This window comes from Azospirillum aestuarii (genome assembly GCF_016632405.1).
GTDB lineage: Bacteria > Pseudomonadota > Alphaproteobacteria > Azospirillales > Azospirillaceae > Azospirillum > Azospirillum aestuarii.
The window spans coordinates 25,606-44,723 of record NZ_JAEPIV010000025.1 but is presented as its reverse complement, the minus strand read 5'-3'; the positions used below and the strand labels follow the sequence as shown (position 1 = coordinate 44,723).

The window sequence follows — 19,118 nt, the reverse complement described above, 5'->3', positions numbered from 1 at the left end:
TCCCATGGCTCCGATTGTTCATGCCCGTCGCCTGCTGCTGTGCGCCTCCGCCCTGGCGTCGCTCGCCGCCTGCAGCACGCCGCCAAGCCGCTTCTACCATCTGGACGCCGTCGCGCCGGATGCCGCCCAACCGCGGAGCGCCGAGGCGCAGCGGCGGGTGATCGGGCTGGAGGGCGTGGAGGTCCCCGGCTATCTCGACCGGTCCGAGTTGGTGATGCGGGCGCCGGGCAACCGGCTGATCGTCAAGGAGTTCGACCGCTGGGGCGGCCCCCTCGACGAGATGGTGACCCGTACGCTGCTGCGGAACCTGGAGAAAGGCCTGCCTGGGGCGGAGGTGGTCGGCCTGCCGCTTCAGCGCGACTTCCCACTGTCCCAGGCGGTGGAGGTGACGCTGGACCGCTTCGACGCGGCGGAGGACGGGCCGGCGGTTCTGCAGGCGCGCTGGCGGGTCTTCGACCAGGGCGGCGACCGGCTGCGCCGGCTGGGCCACACCGCGGTGGAGGAACCGGTGAGTGCGGCCGGCGATCCCGGTGCCGTCGCCGACGCCCTCAGCCGCACCCTGGCCCGTCTGGCGCAAGATATCGCAAGCGCGCTGCGCTGATCTGGTGAGTCTGTTTTAAAACGGACGATCCAGATGAAAATATTCGATTTCCGGTGGATTGTATCAAATGCTGCGCCGCAAAAGTCGCGCATTCCTCCAGTTTTTGTGACAGGACGTGCCTTGGACGGTGCCCTGCGTATTTCGCAGAGATTGATTGACTGGGATCAATGTGGCCGGGGACCTTTGGGCGCCTACTGATCGAGTAAGCGCGATGCTTGGCCGGGCGGGCTCGTCCGGTCCGGCGCCGCGCAACGTGGCGCGGCCCCCGCCGGGGAGGGCAGGGACCGCCGCAGACCAATAGAGGCGCGTCATGGATTCCCTGATGTTCGAACCGAAAATCCCCGTTGCCGAAGCCGAGACGCCGAACCCCTGGCGCGGTTTTGCGCCCGGTTCCTGGCGGACTACGGTCGATCTGCGCGATTTCATCGTGAAGAACGTCCGCCCCTACGGCGGCGACGGCAGCTTCCTCTCCCCGGCCAGCGACCGCACCCTGTCGCTGTGGAACACGGTGCGCGATCTCCTGAAGGAGGAACGCGCGGCCAAGGGAGGCGTTCTCGACGCCGACACGGAACTGGTGTCCTCCATCGTCAGTCACGCCCCCGGCTACATCGACCGGGAGCTTGAGGTCATCGTCGGGCTTCAGACGGACAAGCCGCTGAAGCGGTCGATCATGCCCTTCGGCGGCTGGCGCATGGTCAAGACGGGGCTGGAGGCCTACGGCTTCAAGCCCTCGGCGAAGCTGGACGACGTGTTTCCGGCGCTGCGCAAGACGCACAACGACGGCGTCTTCGACGTCTACACCGACGAGATGCTGCGCTGCCGCAAGTCGGGCGTCATCACCGGCCTGCCGGACGCCTACGGCCGCGGGCGCATCATCGGCGATTACCGCCGGCTGGCGCTCTACGGCGCCGATTTCCTGATCGCCGACAAGAAGGCCCAGTACAAGAGCCTGGAAGTCGACCGCATCGACGAGAACACGCTGCGCCTGCGCGAGGAGATCACCGAGCAGATCCGCGCGCTCCGCGACCTCGTGACGATGGCGTCGTCTTACGGCTTCGACGTGACCCGTCCGGCGACCAACGCCTTCGAGGCGGTGCAGTGGACCTACCTCGCCTATCTGGCGGCGGTGAAGGAGGCCAACGGGGCGGCCATGTCGCTCGGCCGCGTCTCCAGCTTCCTCGACGTCTACATCGAGCGCGACCTGCGCGAAGGCCGCCTGGACGAGGCGGGCGCTCAGGAGCTGATCGACCAGTTCGTCATCAAGCTGCGGATGGTGCGTTTCCTGCGCACGCCGGAATACGACCAGCTCTTCTCCGGCGACCCGACCTGGGTGACGGAATGCATCGGCGGCATGGCGCTCGACGGGCGGACGCTGGTGACTAAAGGCAGCTTCCGCATGCTGCACACGCTCCAGAATCTCGGCCCCGCTCCGGAACCGAACCTGACCGTGCTGTGGTCGGAGAGCCTGCCCGAAGGCTTCAAGAAGTTCTGCGCGGAGACGTCGATCAAGACCTGCTCGGTGCAGTACGAGAACGACGACCTGATGCGGCCCTTCTGGGGCGACGACTACGGCATCGCCTGCTGCGTCTCGGCCATGCGCATCGGCAAGCAGATGCAGTTCTTCGGCGCCCGCGCCAACCTCGCCAAGACACTGCTCTACGCCATCAACGGCGGCCGCGACGAGGTGTCGGGCGAGCAGGTCGGCCCGGCCTTCGCGCCGATCACCGGCGACGTGCTCGACCACGACACCGTGGTCGCCCGGCTGCTGCCGATGATGGAGTGGCTGGCGCGCGCCTACATGAACACGCTCAACGCCATCCACTTCATGCACGACAAGTACATGTACGAGCGGCTGGAGATGGCGCTGCACGACCGCGACGTGCTGCGCACCATGGCCTGCGGCATCGCCGGCCTGAGCGTGGTCGCGGACAGCCTGTCGGCGATCAAGCATGCCACGGTGAAGGTGGTGCGCGACGAGCGCGGGCTGGCCACCGACTTCGTCATCGAGGGCGACTATCCGGCCTTCGGCAACAACGACGACCGGGTCGACGGGATCGCGGTGTGGCTGGTCGAGACCTTCATGGGTCTGCTGCGCAAGCAGAAGGCCTACCGCGACGCGGTGCCGACGCAGTCGGTGCTGACGATCACCTCGAACGTGGTCTACGGCAAGAAGACGGGCAACACGCCGGACGGGCGCAAGGCCGGTCAGCCCTTCGCACCGGGGGCCAACCCGATGCACGGGCGCGACCGCAAGGGCGCCGTCGCGTCGATGGCGTCGGTGGCCAAACTGCCCTACGCGCACGCCCAGGACGGCATCAGCTACACCTTCACCATCGTTCCCGGCGCGCTGGGGCCGACCGAGGGTGAGCGGGTGGACAATCTGGTGGGCATGCTCGACGGCTATTTCGGCCAGGGCGGCCACCACATCAACGTGAACGTCTTCGACCGCGAGACGCTGCTGCACGCCATGGACCATCCGGAGCTGTATCCGCAGCTGACCATCCGGGTGTCAGGCTACGCGGTGAACTTCATCAAGCTGACCCGCGAGCAGCAGATGGACGTCATCAGCCGCACCTTCCATGGGGCGCATTGAGGCGCAGCTGAGTTGTTGAGTCGCGCAGTATTGCCCCCACCCTAACCCTCCCCCGCTGGGCGGGGGAGGGGACAAATCTCCCTCTCCCGCGTAAGCGGGGGAGGGAAGGGGCCCGCGGCGGAGCCGTGGGAAGGGTGGGGGTCCTCCTCCAAGACCTTCACACCACCCCCTGCGCGTCCTCCTTGATCCCCAGCGCCTGCATCCGCTCGTAGAGCGAGGCCCGCGAAATCCCCAGCAGCTTGGCGGCCTTCGCCTTCACCCCGCCGGTGCGCGACAGGGCGCCGATGATGGCCGCGCGTTCCGTGTCCTTCAGCACGTCGCTCAAGGGACGGTTTCCGCCCTCCGCCGGACGGTCGGCCGAGCCGGCCGGACCCGCCGTGCGCGGCAGGGCGGCGCGGATGTGCTCGGCGGTCAGGGCCGCGTCGTCGGTCATGGCCGACACCCGTTCCAGCACGTTGCGGAGTTCCCGCACGTTGCCCGGCCAGTCGTAATCCTCCAGAACGGCGATGGCCCCGGCGGTCAGCTCCCGCGACGCGGCGGCGGTGGTGAAGGCCAGCTCGTCGAGGATGCGGTCGGCGATGCTGCCGATGTCCTCCGTCCGATCGCGCAACGGCGGCAGGGTGATCGGAACCACGTTCAGCCGGTAATAGAGGTCGGCGCGGAACTGCCGCTCGCGGACCAGGGCGTCGAGGTCGCGGCTGGTCGCCGCGATCACCCGCAGATCGACGCGCACCATCTTGTTGGAGCCGACCGCCTCGAACTCCCGCTCCTGAAGCACGCGCAGCAGCTTGGCCTGGAGCGGCAGCGGCATGTCGCCGATCTCGTCCAGGAACAGGGTGCCGCCGTCGGCCAACTGGAATTTGCCTTCGCGCATCTTGCGGTCGGCGCCGGTGTAGGCGCCGGGAGCGACGCCGAACAGCTCCGATTCCAGGAGGTTCTCCGGAATCGCCGCGACGTTCACCCCGACGAAGGGCGCGTTGGCGCGCGGGCTCGCGGCGTGGATGCCGTGGGCCAGCAGCTCCTTGCCGGTGCCCGTCTCGCCCAGCAGCAGGACGGTGCTGTCGAGCTGCGCGGCGCGACGGGCCAGGCGCTTCACCTCGCGCATGGAATCGCTGTTGCCGATCATCTGCGACAGGGAGTATTTCGCGCGCCGCTCCTGCGCGAGCTCCTGCCGGGTGCGGTTCAGCTCCTCCTGGAGCTTCTGGTACTTCGACATCAGCGGGCGCAGCCGGTCGGCCCGGTCGAACAGGGCGAAGCCGATGGCGCCGATCAGCGTCCCGTCCTCCGCACGCAGCGGCAGGCGGGTCACCACGATGGTCCGCTCCTTGATGTCCATGAGGTCGAGCAGCATGGTCTGCCCGCTCTCCACCACATGGCGCATCTGGCTGTTGGGAATGACCTCCTCCACCGGGCGGCCCAGCGCGTCCTCCGGGTTGCCCGAATAGCCCAACAGCTCCAGATAGCGGTCGCCGATCCAGGCGATCCGCGCATGCTGGTCGACCACGATCAGCCCGACGCAGGCGTCCGCCAGATGGTGGAACAGCGACTCCACGGCCCTGGCCCGCAGATGTTCGAAGTTCGGTTCGAGGCTCATGCCTTCTTCCTTCTTGACGAGGGGCTTGATGGGGGGCGTCGCGGACCTAGCATCAAGTGGGAACACCATACCAGGGAATCCAGTTGGGGGATGCCCCGCCCCCACGCACGACGGTAATCCTATGCCGAATTACGCCGTGTGCCGCGGGACACGCTGTTGTATGGTGCGGCACGATTCCGACCGACCGAAGACTTCCCACTGGCATGCTGCCGAAGGCCGATTCGAACGACCCGACCATGCCGGGCCACGAGCAGCTGCTGCTTGCCGTCGCCCGCAACCGCGATTCGACCGCCTTCCGCACGCTGTTCGACCATTTCGCGCCGCGGATCAAGGCCTACATGCGCCGGCTGGGTGCCGACAGCAGCGCAGCGGAAGAGCTGGTCCAGGACGTCATGATGGTGGTGTGGCTCCGGGCCGACCGCTTCGACCCGGCGCTGGCCAGCGCGTCCACCTGGATCTACACCATCGCCCGCAACCGCCGGATCGACCGCGTCCGGCAGGAGCGGCGGCCGGAACTTCAGCCCGATGACCTGATGTCGGACGTTGGGGAGGAGCCCGCGCCCGATCATCAGTTCGAAGCCGCGGAAACGGCTTTCCGCCTGCGCGCGGTGATCGGCAACCTGCCGCCGGAGCAGGCCGACGTGTTGCGGCTCGCCTATTACGAGGACAAGGTTCATGCGGAAATCTCCGCCGAACGCGGCATCCCCCTGGGCACCGTGAAGACCCGTTTGCGGCTGGCCCTCGTCCGTCTGCGCCGGGCCTTCGAGGAGGGTGCGTGATCGTGCCGGCCCATCATCCCGCCCCCGAACTGCTTCTCGACTACGCCGCCGGCAGCCTGCGCGAGGTGCAGTCGCTGCTGGTCGCCGCGCATCTCGCCTATTGTCCGGAGTGCCGGGCGCAGGTTGCGGAGTTGGAAGCCTGCGGCGGCGTCCTGCTGGCGGATCTGCCGCCGGAGCCGGTGTCCGATTCCCTGTTCGGCACCCTGATGACCCGGTTGGACGGTGCGGTGGCCACGCCGCCGCCTGTTCCCGCGCCGGCCGGAAAGAGCCTGTTTCCCGGCCCGTTGCGCCGCGCCATCGGGGCGGAACCGGAGGCGCTGGAGTGGGTGCGCGTCGTTCCGGGCGTCCACCTGTCGGCCTGGGGCATTGGTGCGGGGACGGCTTCGGCCTGCCTGCTGCGCATGGCGCCGAGGTCGCGGGTGCCGGCCCACCGTCACACCGACAGCGAGATGCTGCTGGTTATGAAGGGCGGATTCTCCGACGAGTTCGGGGCTTATCGGGTCGGCGACGTGGCGTCCTACGACACCGGCACGCCGCACCACGCCGTGGCCGACGCGGATGGCGAATGCCTGTGCCTGCTGGTGCAGGATCAACCCCTGGTGTTCACCGGCCCGCTCGGCTGGCTGCTCAACCGTGGTTTCCGCTTCTGATCGGAAAACTGGAACGGGACAGGAACATTCCTTTCCCGCCGCGGGCGCGCTGCTGTTAGACTGCGGCCATGGCTGTGTTCGACGATTGCAAGGCCCTGTGCCGCGACTGCGCGGCAGCTCTCCGCGGGAGCGAGCCGCGCTGTGCGAAATGCGGCGGCCGGCGGCTGGTCCGGCATGACGAGTTGCACGGCCTCGCCATCGGTCACATCGACTGCGACGCCTTCTACGCCACGGTGGAGAAGCGCGACCGGCCCGAGTTGGTCAGCCGCCCGCTGATCATCGGCGGCGACCGGCGTGGGGTGGTCGCCGCCTGCTGCTACATCGCGCGGATGGCCGGGGTGCGCTCCGCCATGCCGATGTGGCAGGCGCTGGAGGCCTGTCCGGACGCCGTCGTGCTGCGGCCCGACATGGCGAAGTACAAGGCTGTGGGCCGGCAGGCGCGGGAGCTGATGCACGCCTTCACGCCGCTGGTCGAGCCGCTGTCCATCGACGAGGCCTTTCTCGACCTGTCCGGCGTGTCGGAACGGCTGAGCATCAGCCCGGCCCAGGCGCTGGCCGAACTGATCCGCCGGTTCGAGAGCCAGCTGGGCATCACCGCCTCGGTCGGGCTCAGCTACAACAAGCTGTTCGCCAAGATCGCCTCCGACTTGGAGAAGCCGCGGGGATTCTCGGTGATCGGGCGGGGGCAGGCGCTCGACTTCCTGGCGCCGAAGCCGGTGTCGATCCTGTGGGGCGTCGGGCCGGTGCTCCAGCGCAAGCTTCAATCGGACGGAATCCGCACGGTCGGCGACCTGCACGGCTGGTCGGAGATCGATCTCGTGCGCCGCCACGGCAAGATGGGCCGCCTGCTGCACCGCTTTGCCCGCGGTCAGGACGACCGTCGGGTGGAGCCGGAGTCGCCGAGCAAGAGCATTTCCGCGGAGACGACCTTCGATTGGGAGACCGCCGACAAGGCCGCGCTGAAGGACGCGCTGCGCCCGCTGGCCGAAACGGTGGCGCGTCGCCTGTCCGCCGCGGGCTTGCGGGGGCGCAGCGTGGTGCTGAAGATGAAGACCGCCGATTTCCAGACGATCACCCGCTCCCGCCGGGTCGATCCGCCCGCGCGATCGGCGGGGCTGATCTGGCAGACCGGCTGCGAGATGCTGGATGCCGAGCCGGACGGACGGTCGATCCGCCTGATCGGCGTCGGCTGCACCGACCTGCTCGACCCGGAGACCGAGGCGGAACCGGGGCTGTTCGACGGATTCGCTCCGTCTCCGCCGGGTTGAAGCGAATTCGGACCAATCCGGTCCAGGGACCGCTTGCCGCGGGGCGATGGAGGCGCACACTCTTCGCCTGGACGTTTCGGTATGGAGAGACGGGATGAGTCAGGCGGTGTGCGCGGGGGCCATGATGACCTGCAGCTTCGGGGCGGCGCCGTCCGCCCTGGTGGTGCTGCCGCTGAACCGGACGATGGCCGGCGGCCCGCCGATGGCGAACATCATGGACAACAAGCCGATCATGAACATCCCGCCTTTCGGTGTCTGCACCAGCCCGGCCAACCCGATGGTCGCCTCGATGATTCCGGTGCCGCCGCCGGGTGTGATCAAGCCGCAGCCCTGCGTTCCCTGCACCGTCGCCCCCTGGGTGCCCGGCGCCCCGACCGTGATGGTCGGGAACATGCCGGCCCTGACCTCCACCAGCAAGCTGATGTGCAACTGGGGCGGGGTGATCCAGATCACGCTGCCGGGGCAGTTCACGGTGCAGACGCCGTGAGGTGTGCGGGGATGTGAGTTGTGGGGGGCGTTCTTGCCCCCTCCCTAACCCTCCCCCGCTATCGCAGGGGAGGGGACGGACGCCGCTTCGCAGAAGGCACCCTCTCCCGCAACGCGGGGGAGGGTCGGGGTGGGGGCAAAGTTCTTAAAACAACGGTCTGCCCTCACCCCGCCGGGGGCTGCAGCACGGCGATCTCCTTGCCGTCCTCCGAATAGGTCCGCAGCGGTTCGATCAGCAGGCCGCGGCGGTAGACGCCGTGCTGCATCAGCGCGCCGGAGGGGAAGAAGCGGCGCAGCACGCCGTCCTGGAGCCCGTCCAGGAAGGCGGCGCGCTCGCTCACCGTGCCGTCGTCATAGTAGCCCAGCACCGGGCCGTGCAGACGGTCGTTGGCGTAGCTCTCCCGCCGCATCGGGCGGCCCTGCGGGCTGTGGAACAGCGCTTCCCCCTCGCGCTTGCCGTCGCCGTACTGGAAGACGGCGGCGACGGTGCCGGCCTCGTGGAAGAAGACGGACGGCCCGTCGAGAAGGCCGTTGCGGTAGGTCATGCGGCAGGTCGGGCGGGCGTTGGCGTAGAAGGTGGTCAGTCCATGCTGCACGCCGTCCACATACTCCGCCACCTGGACCAGGGCGCCGCCGGGGGCGTAGTTGCGCACCTCCCCGTGCAGCCTGCCGGCGCGCAGCCGGGCGCGCAGGATCGGGTGCCCATCGTCGCCATAGGCGGTATAGAGGCCATGGAACAACTCGTCGCGCATCTCGCCGCTGCGCACGATGCGGCCCTGCTCGTCGCGCTCCTCCACGGGTTGGGGAGCGGATGCAGCTTCGTCGGCCATCTCAGTTCACCTTCACCAGGGTGCCCTTGACGGTGAGGATGCCACCGGCGCTGACCTCGCCCATGCCCTGGGCCTTCAGCGCGGCGGACAGCCCTTCGGCGGACAGGGCGAGGCCGGCCTTGAGGTTCATCCCCATGCTGGCCTTGATGTCCATGCCCATGCCCGACTTGATCTCCATGGCCATGCCGGACTTCGCGTTGAAGGCGCCGCCGGCGTCGAGCTTCATGTCCGTCCCGGACTTGACGCCGACCTCGCCAGAGGTGGCGGTCACCTTCACCGACTTGCCCTTGATGACCACGTCGCCGGTCACGTCGATGGTCAGGTTGCCCTTCACGGTCAGGGTGTAGTCGCCGTCGGCCTTGTGGATGAAGTCGGCCTTGTTGGTGTGGGTCTCGTTGCCCTTCACCGTCACGGCGCGCGTGCCCTTCGCGACGTCGTGCGTCTCGTTGCCTTCCGACACGGTGATGCTGTGATCGTTCTTCACGGTCAGCTTGCGATCGTGCTGGATGTCGATGGTGCTGTCGTTCTCGACCGTCTCTACCTCGTCGTGTTTGATGAGGCGGGTCACGTCGTTCAACACCTCGACGTTCATGTCCTTCTGGGCGTGAACGAAAATCTCCTCGGCATCGGCCTTGTCCTCGAAACGGATCTCGTTGAACTTGCCGGTGCCGTTCTTCGAGGTCTGGGTCTTGATGGTGCTCTTGGTCGAATCGTCGGGCAGCGTGTAGGGCACGGTCTGCTCCGCGTTGTAGACGGAGCCGGTGACCAGCGGGCGGTCGGGGTCGCCGTCGAGGAAGGTCACCACCACCTCCTGCCCGACGCGCGGGAAGAACATGATGCCGTAGTTCTTGCCCGCCCAGTTCTGGGCGACGCGGACCCAGCAGGAGCTTTTCTCGTCCTTCTTGCCCAGCCGGTCCCAGTGGAACTGCACCTTGATGCGCCCGTACTTGTCGAGCCAGATCTCCTCCCCGCTCTTGCCGACGACGATGGCGGTCTGGGTGGAGTGGATGCGCGGCTTCACCGCCGTGTCGAGCGGGCGGAAGGGCAGGTCCGGTGGGAAGGCGGTGAAATGGGCGTTGAAATGGCCGCTCGCCCCGTCGATGCGCACGGAATGCAGGACATATTCGGCGTTCAGGTCGCTCTTGCGGTGGCCGGACACGGTGATGCGCGTCCCGGCCTCCAACGAGCGGCATTCGCCGCTGCCGCGCACCCGGCGACCGGGAAAGGCCAGAGCCTGCTGGCGCAGCTTGGCCAGCGCCTCCCCATCCGCCGAGGTGGTGTGGCGGCTCAGATAGTCGCTGACCGTGCCGAAGCCCGACGCGCCTTCCGCCGTGGCGTAGAGGTCGGTCGAGGGCGTTTCGAAATGATAGCTGTCGATGCCGTAGCTCTTGGATGTGACGCGCCGCTCGACGCTGAGCCCGTTCAGCACGTTGTCCTCGTCGTCGTGCCCTTCGGTGGCGCGGTACTCGAAGGCGTCGAGCAGCGGGCTCTTGGCGAAGGCGCTGTCGCTGTCGCCCAGCACCAGCGTGTGCTTCCCGTCCTCATGCGCGAAATAGTAGAAGATGCCTTCCTCTTCGAGCAGCCGGGCGACGAAATTGTAGTCGGTCTCGCGGTACTGCACGCAATATTCACGCTTGGCGTAGGTTCCGGTCAGCGACTTCTTAAGATCGGTGTAGCCGGCACCCTTGCAGACCTCCTCGACGATTTCGGGGACCGTCTTCTCCTGGAAGATGCGGCAGTCGCCGGAATGGGTCAGCATCCACAGCCAGGGGTGAAGCTCCGCCTCGTAATGGGCGACTTGGCTGCGGTCGTCGACGTGGGTCAGCTCGATCCGCCCGACGATGGCGTTGATGTGGCGCACCGTCTCCTGGTCGCCGAGCGTGACGGCGACGGTCACCGCCTTGCCGACGACACGGTCGAAGGCGATGTCCTCGTCCGACGAAATCATGGTGACGCGGTAGGTGAACAGCGACGACAGCCGCTCCTCCCCCACGATGGTGCGCAGCGCCAGCGCGTCCGCCCCCAACGGGGTGGTGATGGACAGATACTGGCCGTCCTGGGCAAAGCGTTTCGCCATGATCGCCGTTCCCCGTTCAGGCCGCCGTGCCGCCCAGGCTCACGGCGAAGCGTCCGTCCGCGCCGTGGTCCACGGTGATGCGGCCCACCGGCTGGCCGGCGGCAACGCGGTCGAGGATGCGGATCGCCACCTCCGGCACCACGAACTCCGACAGCAGCGTGTCGATCATGCGCGCCCCGGCGTCGGAGTTCAGCGCCCGCAGAACCAGCGCCTCCACCGCCGCGTCGGTGACGGCCAGTTCGGCGCCGCGGTTGCCGGCGGTGCGGCGTTGCAGCTTGTCCAACTTCATCGTCACGATGCGGCGGATCTGCGCCTCGCTCAGCGGGTAATAAGGCACGACGGACAGGCGGCCGAGGAAGGCCGGGCGGAAGCGGCGGCGCAGCACGTCGGAGATGGCGGCCAGCCCCTCTTCCCGCGCCTCACCGATGCGCCCGGCGTCGAGCGCCTCGCGGCCCAGAGCGAACAGCTCGGTGTCGCCCAGGTTGCTGGTCAGCAGGATCAGCGTGTTGCGGAAGTCCACCTCCACGCCCTCGCCGTCCTCCAGCACGCCCTTGTCGAAGACCTGATAGAACATGTCCAGCACGTCGGGGTGGGCCTTCTCCACCTCGTCCATCAGCACCACGGCGTGGGGGCGGCGGCGCACCGCCTCGGTCAGCACGCCGCCGCTGCCGTAGCCGACATAGCCCGGCGGGGCGCCGCGCAGGGTGGCCACCGCGTGGGCCTCCTGATACTCCGACATGTTGATGGTGATCAGGCTGTCCTCGCCGCCGTTCAGCAGTTCGGCGAGCGCCAGGGCGGTTTCGGTCTTGCCGACGCCGCTCGGGCCGCTCAGCAGGAAGACGCCGATCGGGCGCTGCGGCTCGCCCAGCCCGGCGCGATAGCCACGCACGGCCCGCGCGATGGCCTGGAGCGCCTGCGGCTGGCCGACGACGCGGGCGGCCATGCGGTCCTCCAGCGTGGCGACCACTTCCAGATCGTCCTTGGACATCGAACCGACCGGGATGCCGGTCCAGTTCGACACCACGGCGGCGACCACCGCCCCGTCCACCCGGTGCGGGACCAGCGGGCTGTCGCCCTGGATCGCTTTCAGCTTTTCCATGGCCGCGGCGGCCTCCACGGCGTGGCCAGCCTTCAAGGCGGCTTCCACCGCATCGACCAGATCGCGCTCGCGCGTCCAGCGCTCGTCCAGAGCGGCCTTTTCCAGCGCGATGGCGCCCCGGCGTTGCAAAATCTGCGACAGGCGGGCGTGGTGGGCGGTGCCGGGCTCGGCCTCCAGCCGCTCCGCCTCGCGGGCCAGGATGGCGTCCTCGCGCTCCATCGCCTCGATGGCCTCGGGCTTGGAGCTGCGGGCGATGGCGACGCGGGCGCAGGCGGTGTCGAGCACGCTGATCGCCTTGTCGGGCAACTGGCGGGCGGGGATGTAGCGGGCGGACAGAGCCACGGCGGCGGCGATGCCGTCGTCAAGCACGCTGACCCCGTGATGCTCCTCGAAGCGGCGGACGAGGCCGCGCAGCATCGCCGCCGCCGCCGTCTCGTCCGGCTCCGGCACCGAGACGGGCTGGAAGCGGCGGGCCAGCGCCGGGTCCTTCTCGAAATACTTCTTGTACTCGGCCCAGGTGGTGGCGGCGATGGTGCGGAACTCGCCACGGGCCAGGGCGGGCTTCAGCAGGTTGGCGGCGTCGCCCTGGCCGGCGGCCCCGCCGGCGCCGATCAAAGCGTGCGCCTCGTCGATAAAGACGACCATCGGCACGGGGGAGGCCGAGACCTCCTTGATGATCGACTTCAGCCGGTTCTCGAACTCGCCCTTCACCCCGGCCCCGGCCTGGAGCAGCCCGAGGTCGAGCGTGCGGATGACCATGCCGCGCAGCGGCGGCGGCACGTCGTCCTCGGCGATGCGCAGGGCCAGCCCCTCGACGATGGCGGTCTTGCCGACGCCGGGGTCGCCAACCAGGATCGGGTTGTTCTGGCGGCGGCGCATCATCACGTCGATGACCTGCCGGATCTCGCGGTCGCGCCCGATCACCGGGTCGATCTTCCCGGCCTTGGCCTGGGCGGTCAGGTCCTGGCTGTACTGGTCCAGCATGGCCCGCCCGTCCGACGCGGCGGAGACCGGAGCGGCGGCGGGAGAGGATTCGGATGCGGCGGCGGACGGTCCGCCTTCTTTCAGGACGCGCACCAGCTCCGGCAGGTCGGACGCGGTGCGCTCGCGCGGCAGGGCGAGCAGGGAGGGGGCGGACTCGGTGACCACCGCCCGCACGGAATCGCAGGCGACCGCGGCCCAGAGGATGGCCGGGAGAAGGATCTGCGGGCTGTCCAGATGGGTGACGGAGATCAGCAGCGCCGTCTCCAGCATCTCCGGAACGCGGGGGGAGAAGGCCGGGGTGCGGCTGTTGCCGCGGCGGATGCGGTCCAGCGCCGCATCCAGTTCGGTCTCCAGCCGGCCCGCCTCGACGCCGTAATGGCGCAGGATGCCGGCGACGGTGGCGTCCTTCAGCCGCAGCAGGGCCAGCAGCACATGCTCCGCCTCGACGTCGTAATGGGTCTGCGAGACGCACAGCGCGGCGGAGCGTTCGAGAACCTTGCGCCCGTCGCGGTCGAGCTTTCCGATGAGGGACTTGATGTCGGCGGTCACGGGACGGCTCCCTGGGGTGACGTTGCGGGCGGGGCGGGGTCGAGGGTCAAGCGCCCGTCCTTCAGGTTCGGGCGGCCCGGCGCCCGCAGCCAGGAGGTCCAGCCGAGGCGGCTGCCCTCCGGCGGCTTGGTGGACAGGCGCGTCGGCGGCACCTTGGTGGCCTCCAGCACCAGCACGATGCGGAAGTCCATGCCGTCCCCGGTGTGGAAGCGGGCGAGCGCGCAGAGCGTCTGGTGGTGCCGCCCGTCGGGCAGGAACTCGCGGAAGCGCTCCAGGCTGTCGAGCGTCAGTTCGATGGCGTAGCAACTCTGCTGGTCCCAGACGCGGCGGCCCAGCACCACTGTGCGGCCGAGGCTGTTGTTGCGCGCGCCGAAACCGCCACCGATGCGGGTCCGGCTCTCGTCGTCCAGCGGCAGCCAGCGCCCGACGAAGCTCTCGACCCGCACCTTGACCCGGAAGACGGCGCCGAGGATCGCCTCCAATCCAGCCGACGAGCGGCGCCGGTTGGCGAGGATGCCGGAGAAGGCCAGCAGCATGCGGTCGGGCGTGCCGGGCAGGCGCTGCTCCAGGCCGGGCGTGCCGATGCCGGCCAGCGCGCGCAGCACGCGGGCCATCAGGGTGCGTTCGGGGTCGCGCTCCAGCAGGGGCAGGCTGCCCTGGCGGGTGCGGTAGAAGATCGACATCAGGCGGTGGTTGAAGATGTCGTAGAAGGCGGAGCCCGCCGTGTCACGCCGCGCCGCCCGCTCGACCAGCAGTTCGGTGGCGACGTAGGGCAGGGGGCCGTTGATGCCCGCCACGCCGAGAACGGGGGAACGCACCACGCCGCGCCCGTCCTCGGTCCGCCGCGCCTCGACCACGTCGCTGGCGGGGAAGACGAAGCTCGGGTCGTGCTCGATGCGGACGGCCTCCTGCTCCGGGTCGATGCCGGTGCCGAGCGGGGCCAGGCCGGGGGCGGCGCGCTCCAGCAGGGCGATGGCCTGCAGCAGGTCGAAGCCCCAGGGCTCGGCCTCCAGCCGGTCGATCAGGGCAGGGGCGCTGCCGGAGGTTGGGAAAGGACGATCCGTCACAGGACCGGCTGGCTGCCGGCAAGGCGCGACCATGCCTTCCACACCCCTTCCCGTTGCACCGAGCGCAGCCGAAGCTGGGCGAAGGCGTTGACGTTGATGTAGAGCCCGAGGAAGCGGCTGAGCACTCCGCCGAAAACCAGCGGGCTGGCGCCGACGAAGTTCCGCTCGTCCAAAGCCACCGTCACCTCCAGCCCGCGCACGAAGCCGCGCCAGGCGTCCTGCCCCATGCGGTGCAGCACCGGGCGGGAGGACAGGCCCTGCACGCCGCGGATCTGGTGCTGGGCCGACGGGTCGTCGGGCGCGTGCAGCAGCAGGATGGATTGCAGGGCGCGCAGCCCCTCGGCGTCGCCGGTCATGCTGAGATGGTTGACCGACAGGTGCGAGATCAGCTTCCAGGCCGAGGAACCGCCCGCCGGGGCCGGGCGGCCGGGCGTCGGCTTGTGCAGGCAGCGGATGGTGGCGATGGGGGCGGATTCCTCGATCATCAGCGCGGCTCCCGCCGGCACTTGCTCCGCCAGCGCCCGGTTGGTGCAGAGCGTGCGCACCAGGAGCGTCTCGTCCGCCGGGTCGGTCGGCGTCAGGTCGAGGTGGTGCAGGCTGAGATGCAGGTCGGTGCCCGGCACGTCGTCGCGCTGGGTCGGCTCGCGCGCGGCCAGCCAGAACCCGCGCGGTTCCGTTTCGGCCTCCGCGTGCTGGTGCGAGAACAGGGGGACATAGCGGTGGTGCATGCCGTCGCCGTCGCGCAGGCCGCTGACCTCCAGAATCGAATGGACCTCGGTCGTCCGCTCGCGCAGGGCGTCGGGAACGACGCGGTAGGCGGTACGCCGGTGGTTCAGCCGGATCGGCTCCGCCGTACGGTTGAACAGGTTGACGATGGGCGTGCAGCCGAGAACGAAGCTGTCCTTGCGCAGGGTCAGCCGGTTGGGCAGCGGGCGCGACACCGCGATCAGGATGTCCACGACCTCCCCCGACAGCCGGCCTTGCGGAAGCGGCAGGTCGTAGAAGTCGAACTTCTGCGGAAACTCGAAGTATTCCTGCAGCAGACCGTAGGCGGGCTGGGCGTGCTTGGGGTGCGGCAGCACCGTCTCGTCCGGGCCGAAGCCCACGGGGGCGATCAGGTTCTCGCCGCGCAGCCGCACCGGCGGCTTGCCGGGCTGGACGTAGGCGATCTCCACCACGCCGCACAGGAACAGCTCGTGCAGGGCGGAGGTGAGGATCGTCTCGCCGTCGATGAACAGGCGCAGCTTGTCGATCGGCAGATTCTCGAAGGACTGGTTGCGCGTCTCCAGCCGCAGCCGCAGCACCGACGCGGTGGCGGCGCCGTCGAGGAAGTCGTAGCGGTCGGCCGGCTCCACCGCGGCGTCGGTCACCGCGACCGGCCACAGCGTCACGTCGTAGGCGGTGCGGAAGCGGCAGCGGATGTTGTCCTCCGCCACGGCGTGCAGCGGGGTGCCGCGCGGCACTCGGAATCCGCCGGTCAGCCGCCCCTCGCCGGGCACCGGCTCCATCCGGGCGATGCCCATGGCGGGGATCGGCGCGATCATCTGCGGGTGCAGGATGCCGAGCAGCGCCTCGGAGAAGCGCGGGAACTCGCGCTCCAGATTCAGTTGCAGGCGCCCGGACAGGAAGGCGAAGGATTCGATCAGCCGCTCGACGTTCGGGTCGGCGGCCTGATCCGGTCCCAGCGCCAGCCGGCGCGCGATCTTGGGATAGCTGCGCGCGAAGGCTTCGCCCGCCCGGCGGACGTACAGAAGCTCGCGTTCGTAATGGTCGAGGAGATCCTCGCGCCGCATTCCCGCTCGTCCTTTCAGCCGGTCCGGTCCGGCCCGTTGGGGGCTTGGCCGCGCAGGCCGACGTCGAACTCCAGCCGCTCGGTGACGGTGCCCGCCACGACCTCGCCGGAGATGCTGGTGACCATGGTGCCGCGCCCGTTTCCGGCGCTGACGGTCACCCGCGGGCGCTTCAGCCGCGGCTCGAAATCGATGATGGCTTGGCGCACCATCCGCTCCACCTGACGGCGGTCGGCGTCTGAGGCGGCGTCCAGATGCGTGATGTCGGAAATCCCATAGTCCAGCGCCGTTCCGCCGAGGTCGGGGCGGCGCGTGCCGGTGCTGCGGCTGTCGAGGATGCGCGCGACCTCGCGCCGGATGGACGCCTTGAGGTCGGGCATGGACAGCACCGTGGCGGACGGCTCGTCGCCCGTCGGGTGGTCCGGTTCGAAGTCGATCAGCCGTTCGAACAGCAGCGACCGTCCGCCGGTCATCGTCTTGGGCTGGGTCATCGCCGTGTCCGTTGGGGGTGAGGTCGCTTCAGTTCCTTCTCCCCCCTGGGGAGAAGGTTAGGATGAGGGGGGGGCGCGTCGCGGAGCGTCCGGCAAAAGCGCAACCCCCTCACCCGGCCCTACGGGCCACCCTCTCCCCGCTATCGGCGGACCGAAGGTCCGCCTGTCGCGTCAGCGCAAACTTCGTTTGCGCGTGAGCGGAGGGGAGAGGGTTATTCACCACCTCAGCTGTCGGACACGGTGCCCTTCAGCAGGTTGAACTTCACGCCGCCACCGCCTTCGTGCTTCTGCTCCTCGGTGTAGCGCTTGTAGGTCCAGTAGATCTCGGTGGCGTTGATCTCGATGGTCTCGGTCGTGTCGCCCTCGTTGACGCTCAGGCTGTGCTTGGCGATCAGCGGGTTGGTCAGCTCGATCGTCAGGAACTCGCCCCACTGGTGGGTGTCGCCGATCGGCTTCAGGCAGTGGATGGTCCACTGCTTCTTCGCCGTGTCGGAGTTGGCCGAGCGCAGCAGCAGCGAGATCAGCTTGGGCGAAGCCCGGTCCCACTTGCGCTCAAGCGTGATGTTCTCGACCTTCGGGGTGTGGACCGTACGGCGGGCGTTGGTCGACACCTCCATTTCGACGGTCATGTCCTGCGACAGGGATTCGCACAGGATCATGTCCTTGAACACCACGCCCCCGGCGATCTCCACCGCGGACTCCCCCTGGACGTTGGGGATATCGAGAATGATCATAGACATGCGGATTTACTCCGGACGATGCGTTCGGTGGGGAGGGGATCAGGCTTCCGGCGCCGGCAGTTCGGCGACCATGCGGATGGAGGCCGACAGCTCTTCGAGCTGGAAATGCGGGCGCAGGAAGATGTTGGCGCGGTAGACGCCCGGACGGCCCGGCACGTCGTAGACGTCGATGCGGGCCTCGCGCAGCGGGAAACGGGCCTTCGTGCCCTGCGACGCCTCGTCGTCCAGCAGGACGTAGTTGGCGATCCAGGTGTTCAGGTGGTCCGTGATGTTGTTGCGCGTCAGGAAGGCGCCGATCTTGTCGCGCAGCATCACCTTCAGGTAATGGGCGAAACGCGACGACACCAGCATGTACGGCAGCATCGCGGAGATGCGGGCGTTCGCGTTGGCCTCGTCGGTGTTGTAGACCTTCGGCTTGTTCGTGGTCTGGCCGCTGAAGAACGCCGCGTAATCCGTGTTCTTGCAATGGACCAGAGAGATGAAGCCAAGGTCGTTCAGCTCCTTCTCACGGCGATCGGTGATGGCGATCTCCGTCGGGCACTTCAGGGCGACGTCGCCCTCGTCCGTCTTGAAGGTGTGGCTGGGCAAACCCTCGACCTTGCCGCCGCCTTCCACGCCGCGGATGGCCGCGGTCCAGCCGTGCTTGGCGAAGCTGTCGGTGATGCGCGCGGCCAGCGCCCAGGAGGCGTTGCCCCACAGGTACTTGGAGTGATCGCGGCCGTCGGTGTCCTCGACGAAGTTCATGCCTTCGACCGGAACGGTGTTCGGGCCGTAGGGCAGGCGCATCAGGACGTGCGGCATGGTCAGCGAGACGTAGCGGGAGTCCTCCGACGCGCGGAAGGAGCGCCACTTCACCATCTCGGCCGTCTCGAAGATCTTCGACAGGTCGCGCGGGGCGCCCAGCTCGCCGAAGTTCTCCATGTCGAACATGGTCGGCGACACGGCGCTGATGAACGGCGCGTGGGCGGCGGCGGCGAGGTTCGACATCTTCTCCAGCAGGGAGATGTCCTGCGGATGGCGGCCGAACTCGTAGTCGCCGACCAGCATGCTGTAGGGCGTGCCGCCCAGCGTGCCGTACTCGGCCTCGTAGACCATCTTGAACATGGCGCTCTGGTCGAACTCGACCGCGCTGTCCAGGTCCTTCTGGAGGTCCTTGCGCGAGACGTTGAGGACGCGCAGCTTCAGCGTCGTCGAGGTCTCGGTGTTCATGACGAGGTAGTTGAGGCCGCGCCACGTCGCTTCCAGCTTCTGGAAGTCGGGGTGGTGCATGACCTCGTTCAGCTGGTCGCTGATCAGCTCGTCGATCTGCGCGATGCGCTGGTTGATCGCCTCGACCACGTCGATGGCGGAGGCGTCGCCGGTCTCGGCGAGGACCTGATCGACGAATTCGGTCAGAAGGTCGCGGGCATAGGGCCGCTGGCCCTCCTCGCGCGCCATCTTGCCTTCGACCATCATGCGGTCGAGCAGGGACAGACTGGCGGCGCTCTCAACGGACGTTTCCGTGCTCACCTGTTCGCTCC

The 19,118-nt window shown here is 68.6% G+C and carries 15 protein-coding genes; 6 read left to right on the top strand and 9 right to left on the bottom strand.

The window, feature by feature from the left end; all coding sequences use genetic code 11:
* The first annotated feature begins 4 nt into the window (after nucleotides 1–4).
* Nucleotides 5–601, top strand: a complete 597-nt coding sequence (locus tag JJL56_RS26735; protein ID WP_247891278.1) for a PqiC family protein — start codon at nucleotides 5–7, stop codon at nucleotides 599–601.
* Nucleotides 602–923: 322 nt separating this feature from the next.
* Entirely contained in the window at nucleotides 924–3,194 is a 2,271-nt protein-coding gene (gene pflB / locus JJL56_RS26730) for a formate C-acetyltransferase (RefSeq protein WP_200486942.1), read from the top strand.
* A 157-nt stretch (nucleotides 3,195–3,351) separates the two neighbouring features.
* Here the strand turns inward: pflB and JJL56_RS26725 are convergent, their stop codons facing one another.
* Nucleotides 3,352–4,788 (bottom strand): sigma-54 interaction domain-containing protein, encoded by a 1,437-nt coding sequence (locus JJL56_RS26725; RefSeq protein ID WP_145629373.1) that lies wholly within the window; start codon nucleotides 4,786–4,788, stop codon nucleotides 3,352–3,354.
* 203 nt (nucleotides 4,789–4,991) lie between these two features.
* Here JJL56_RS26725 and JJL56_RS26720 point away from each other — a divergent pair, with 203 nt between their 5' ends.
* From JJL56_RS26720 to JJL56_RS26705, 4 genes are all read left to right on the top strand, one after another.
* Nucleotides 4,992–5,567, top strand: a complete 576-nt coding sequence (locus JJL56_RS26720) for a sigma-70 family RNA polymerase sigma factor (protein ID WP_145629376.1) — start codon at nucleotides 4,992–4,994, stop codon at nucleotides 5,565–5,567.
* Complete coding sequence (locus JJL56_RS26715) at nucleotides 5,564–6,217, top strand: ChrR family anti-sigma-E factor (protein WP_145629380.1); 654 nt, start codon at nucleotides 5,564–5,566, stop codon at nucleotides 6,215–6,217. The genes JJL56_RS26720 and JJL56_RS26715 overlap by 4 nt, the downstream gene beginning before the upstream one ends.
* A 68-nt stretch (nucleotides 6,218–6,285) precedes the next feature.
* Nucleotides 6,286–7,485 carry a DNA polymerase IV gene (locus JJL56_RS26710; protein ID WP_200486941.1) on the top strand — a complete coding sequence of 400 codons (1,200 nt, stop codon included), beginning with the start codon at nucleotides 6,286–6,288 and terminating at the stop codon, nucleotides 7,483–7,485.
* Nucleotides 7,486–7,579: 94 nt separating this feature from the next.
* A complete protein-coding gene (locus tag JJL56_RS26705; protein ID WP_145629385.1) occupies nucleotides 7,580–7,972 on the top strand; it encodes a DUF4280 domain-containing protein in 393 nt (130 codons plus the stop codon).
* A gap of 163 nt (nucleotides 7,973–8,135) precedes the next feature.
* Here the strand turns inward: JJL56_RS26705 and JJL56_RS26700 are convergent, their stop codons facing one another.
* The 8 genes from JJL56_RS26700 to tssC all read right to left on the bottom strand — a co-directional run bounded on the left by JJL56_RS26700 (nucleotide 8,136) and on the right by tssC (nucleotide 19,107).
* On the bottom strand, nucleotides 8,136–8,801 hold the full coding sequence (locus JJL56_RS26700) for a toxin-antitoxin system YwqK family antitoxin (RefSeq protein ID WP_145629387.1): 666 nt from the start codon (nucleotides 8,799–8,801) through the stop codon (nucleotides 8,136–8,138).
* Nucleotide 8,802: 1 nt separating this feature from the next.
* Nucleotides 8,803–10,878 carry a type VI secretion system Vgr family protein gene (locus tag JJL56_RS26695; protein WP_145629389.1) on the bottom strand — a complete coding sequence of 692 codons (2,076 nt, stop codon included), beginning with the start codon at nucleotides 10,876–10,878 and terminating at the stop codon, nucleotides 8,803–8,805.
* 16 nt (nucleotides 10,879–10,894) lie between these two features.
* Nucleotides 10,895–13,510, bottom strand: a complete 2,616-nt coding sequence (tssH, locus tag JJL56_RS26690) for a type VI secretion system ATPase TssH (protein ID WP_200486940.1) — start codon at nucleotides 13,508–13,510, stop codon at nucleotides 10,895–10,897.
* Nucleotides 13,507–14,577 (bottom strand): type VI secretion system baseplate subunit TssG, encoded by a 1,071-nt coding sequence (gene tssG, locus JJL56_RS26685; RefSeq protein WP_247889665.1) that lies wholly within the window; start codon nucleotides 14,575–14,577, stop codon nucleotides 13,507–13,509. Before tssG ends, tssH begins: the two co-directional genes overlap by 4 nt.
* Nucleotides 14,574–16,370: a type VI secretion system baseplate subunit TssF gene (gene tssF / locus JJL56_RS26680; protein ID WP_200486939.1), complete on the bottom strand. Its 1,797-nt coding sequence runs from the start codon at nucleotides 16,368–16,370 to the stop codon at nucleotides 14,574–14,576. Before tssF ends, tssG begins: the two co-directional genes overlap by 4 nt.
* A gap of 14 nt (nucleotides 16,371–16,384) precedes the next feature.
* Nucleotides 16,385–16,858 carry a type VI secretion system baseplate subunit TssE gene (tssE, locus tag JJL56_RS26675; RefSeq protein WP_145629396.1) on the bottom strand — a complete coding sequence of 158 codons (474 nt, stop codon included), beginning with the start codon at nucleotides 16,856–16,858 and terminating at the stop codon, nucleotides 16,385–16,387.
* A gap of 224 nt (nucleotides 16,859–17,082) precedes the next feature.
* Entirely contained in the window at nucleotides 17,083–17,598 is a 516-nt protein-coding gene (locus JJL56_RS26670; protein ID WP_109071735.1) for an Hcp family type VI secretion system effector, read from the bottom strand.
* Nucleotides 17,599–17,637: 39 nt separating this feature from the next.
* Nucleotides 17,638–19,107 (bottom strand): type VI secretion system contractile sheath large subunit, encoded by a 1,470-nt coding sequence (gene tssC / locus JJL56_RS26665; RefSeq protein WP_145629398.1) that lies wholly within the window; start codon nucleotides 19,105–19,107, stop codon nucleotides 17,638–17,640.
* Nucleotides 19,108–19,118 lie beyond the last annotated feature (11 nt).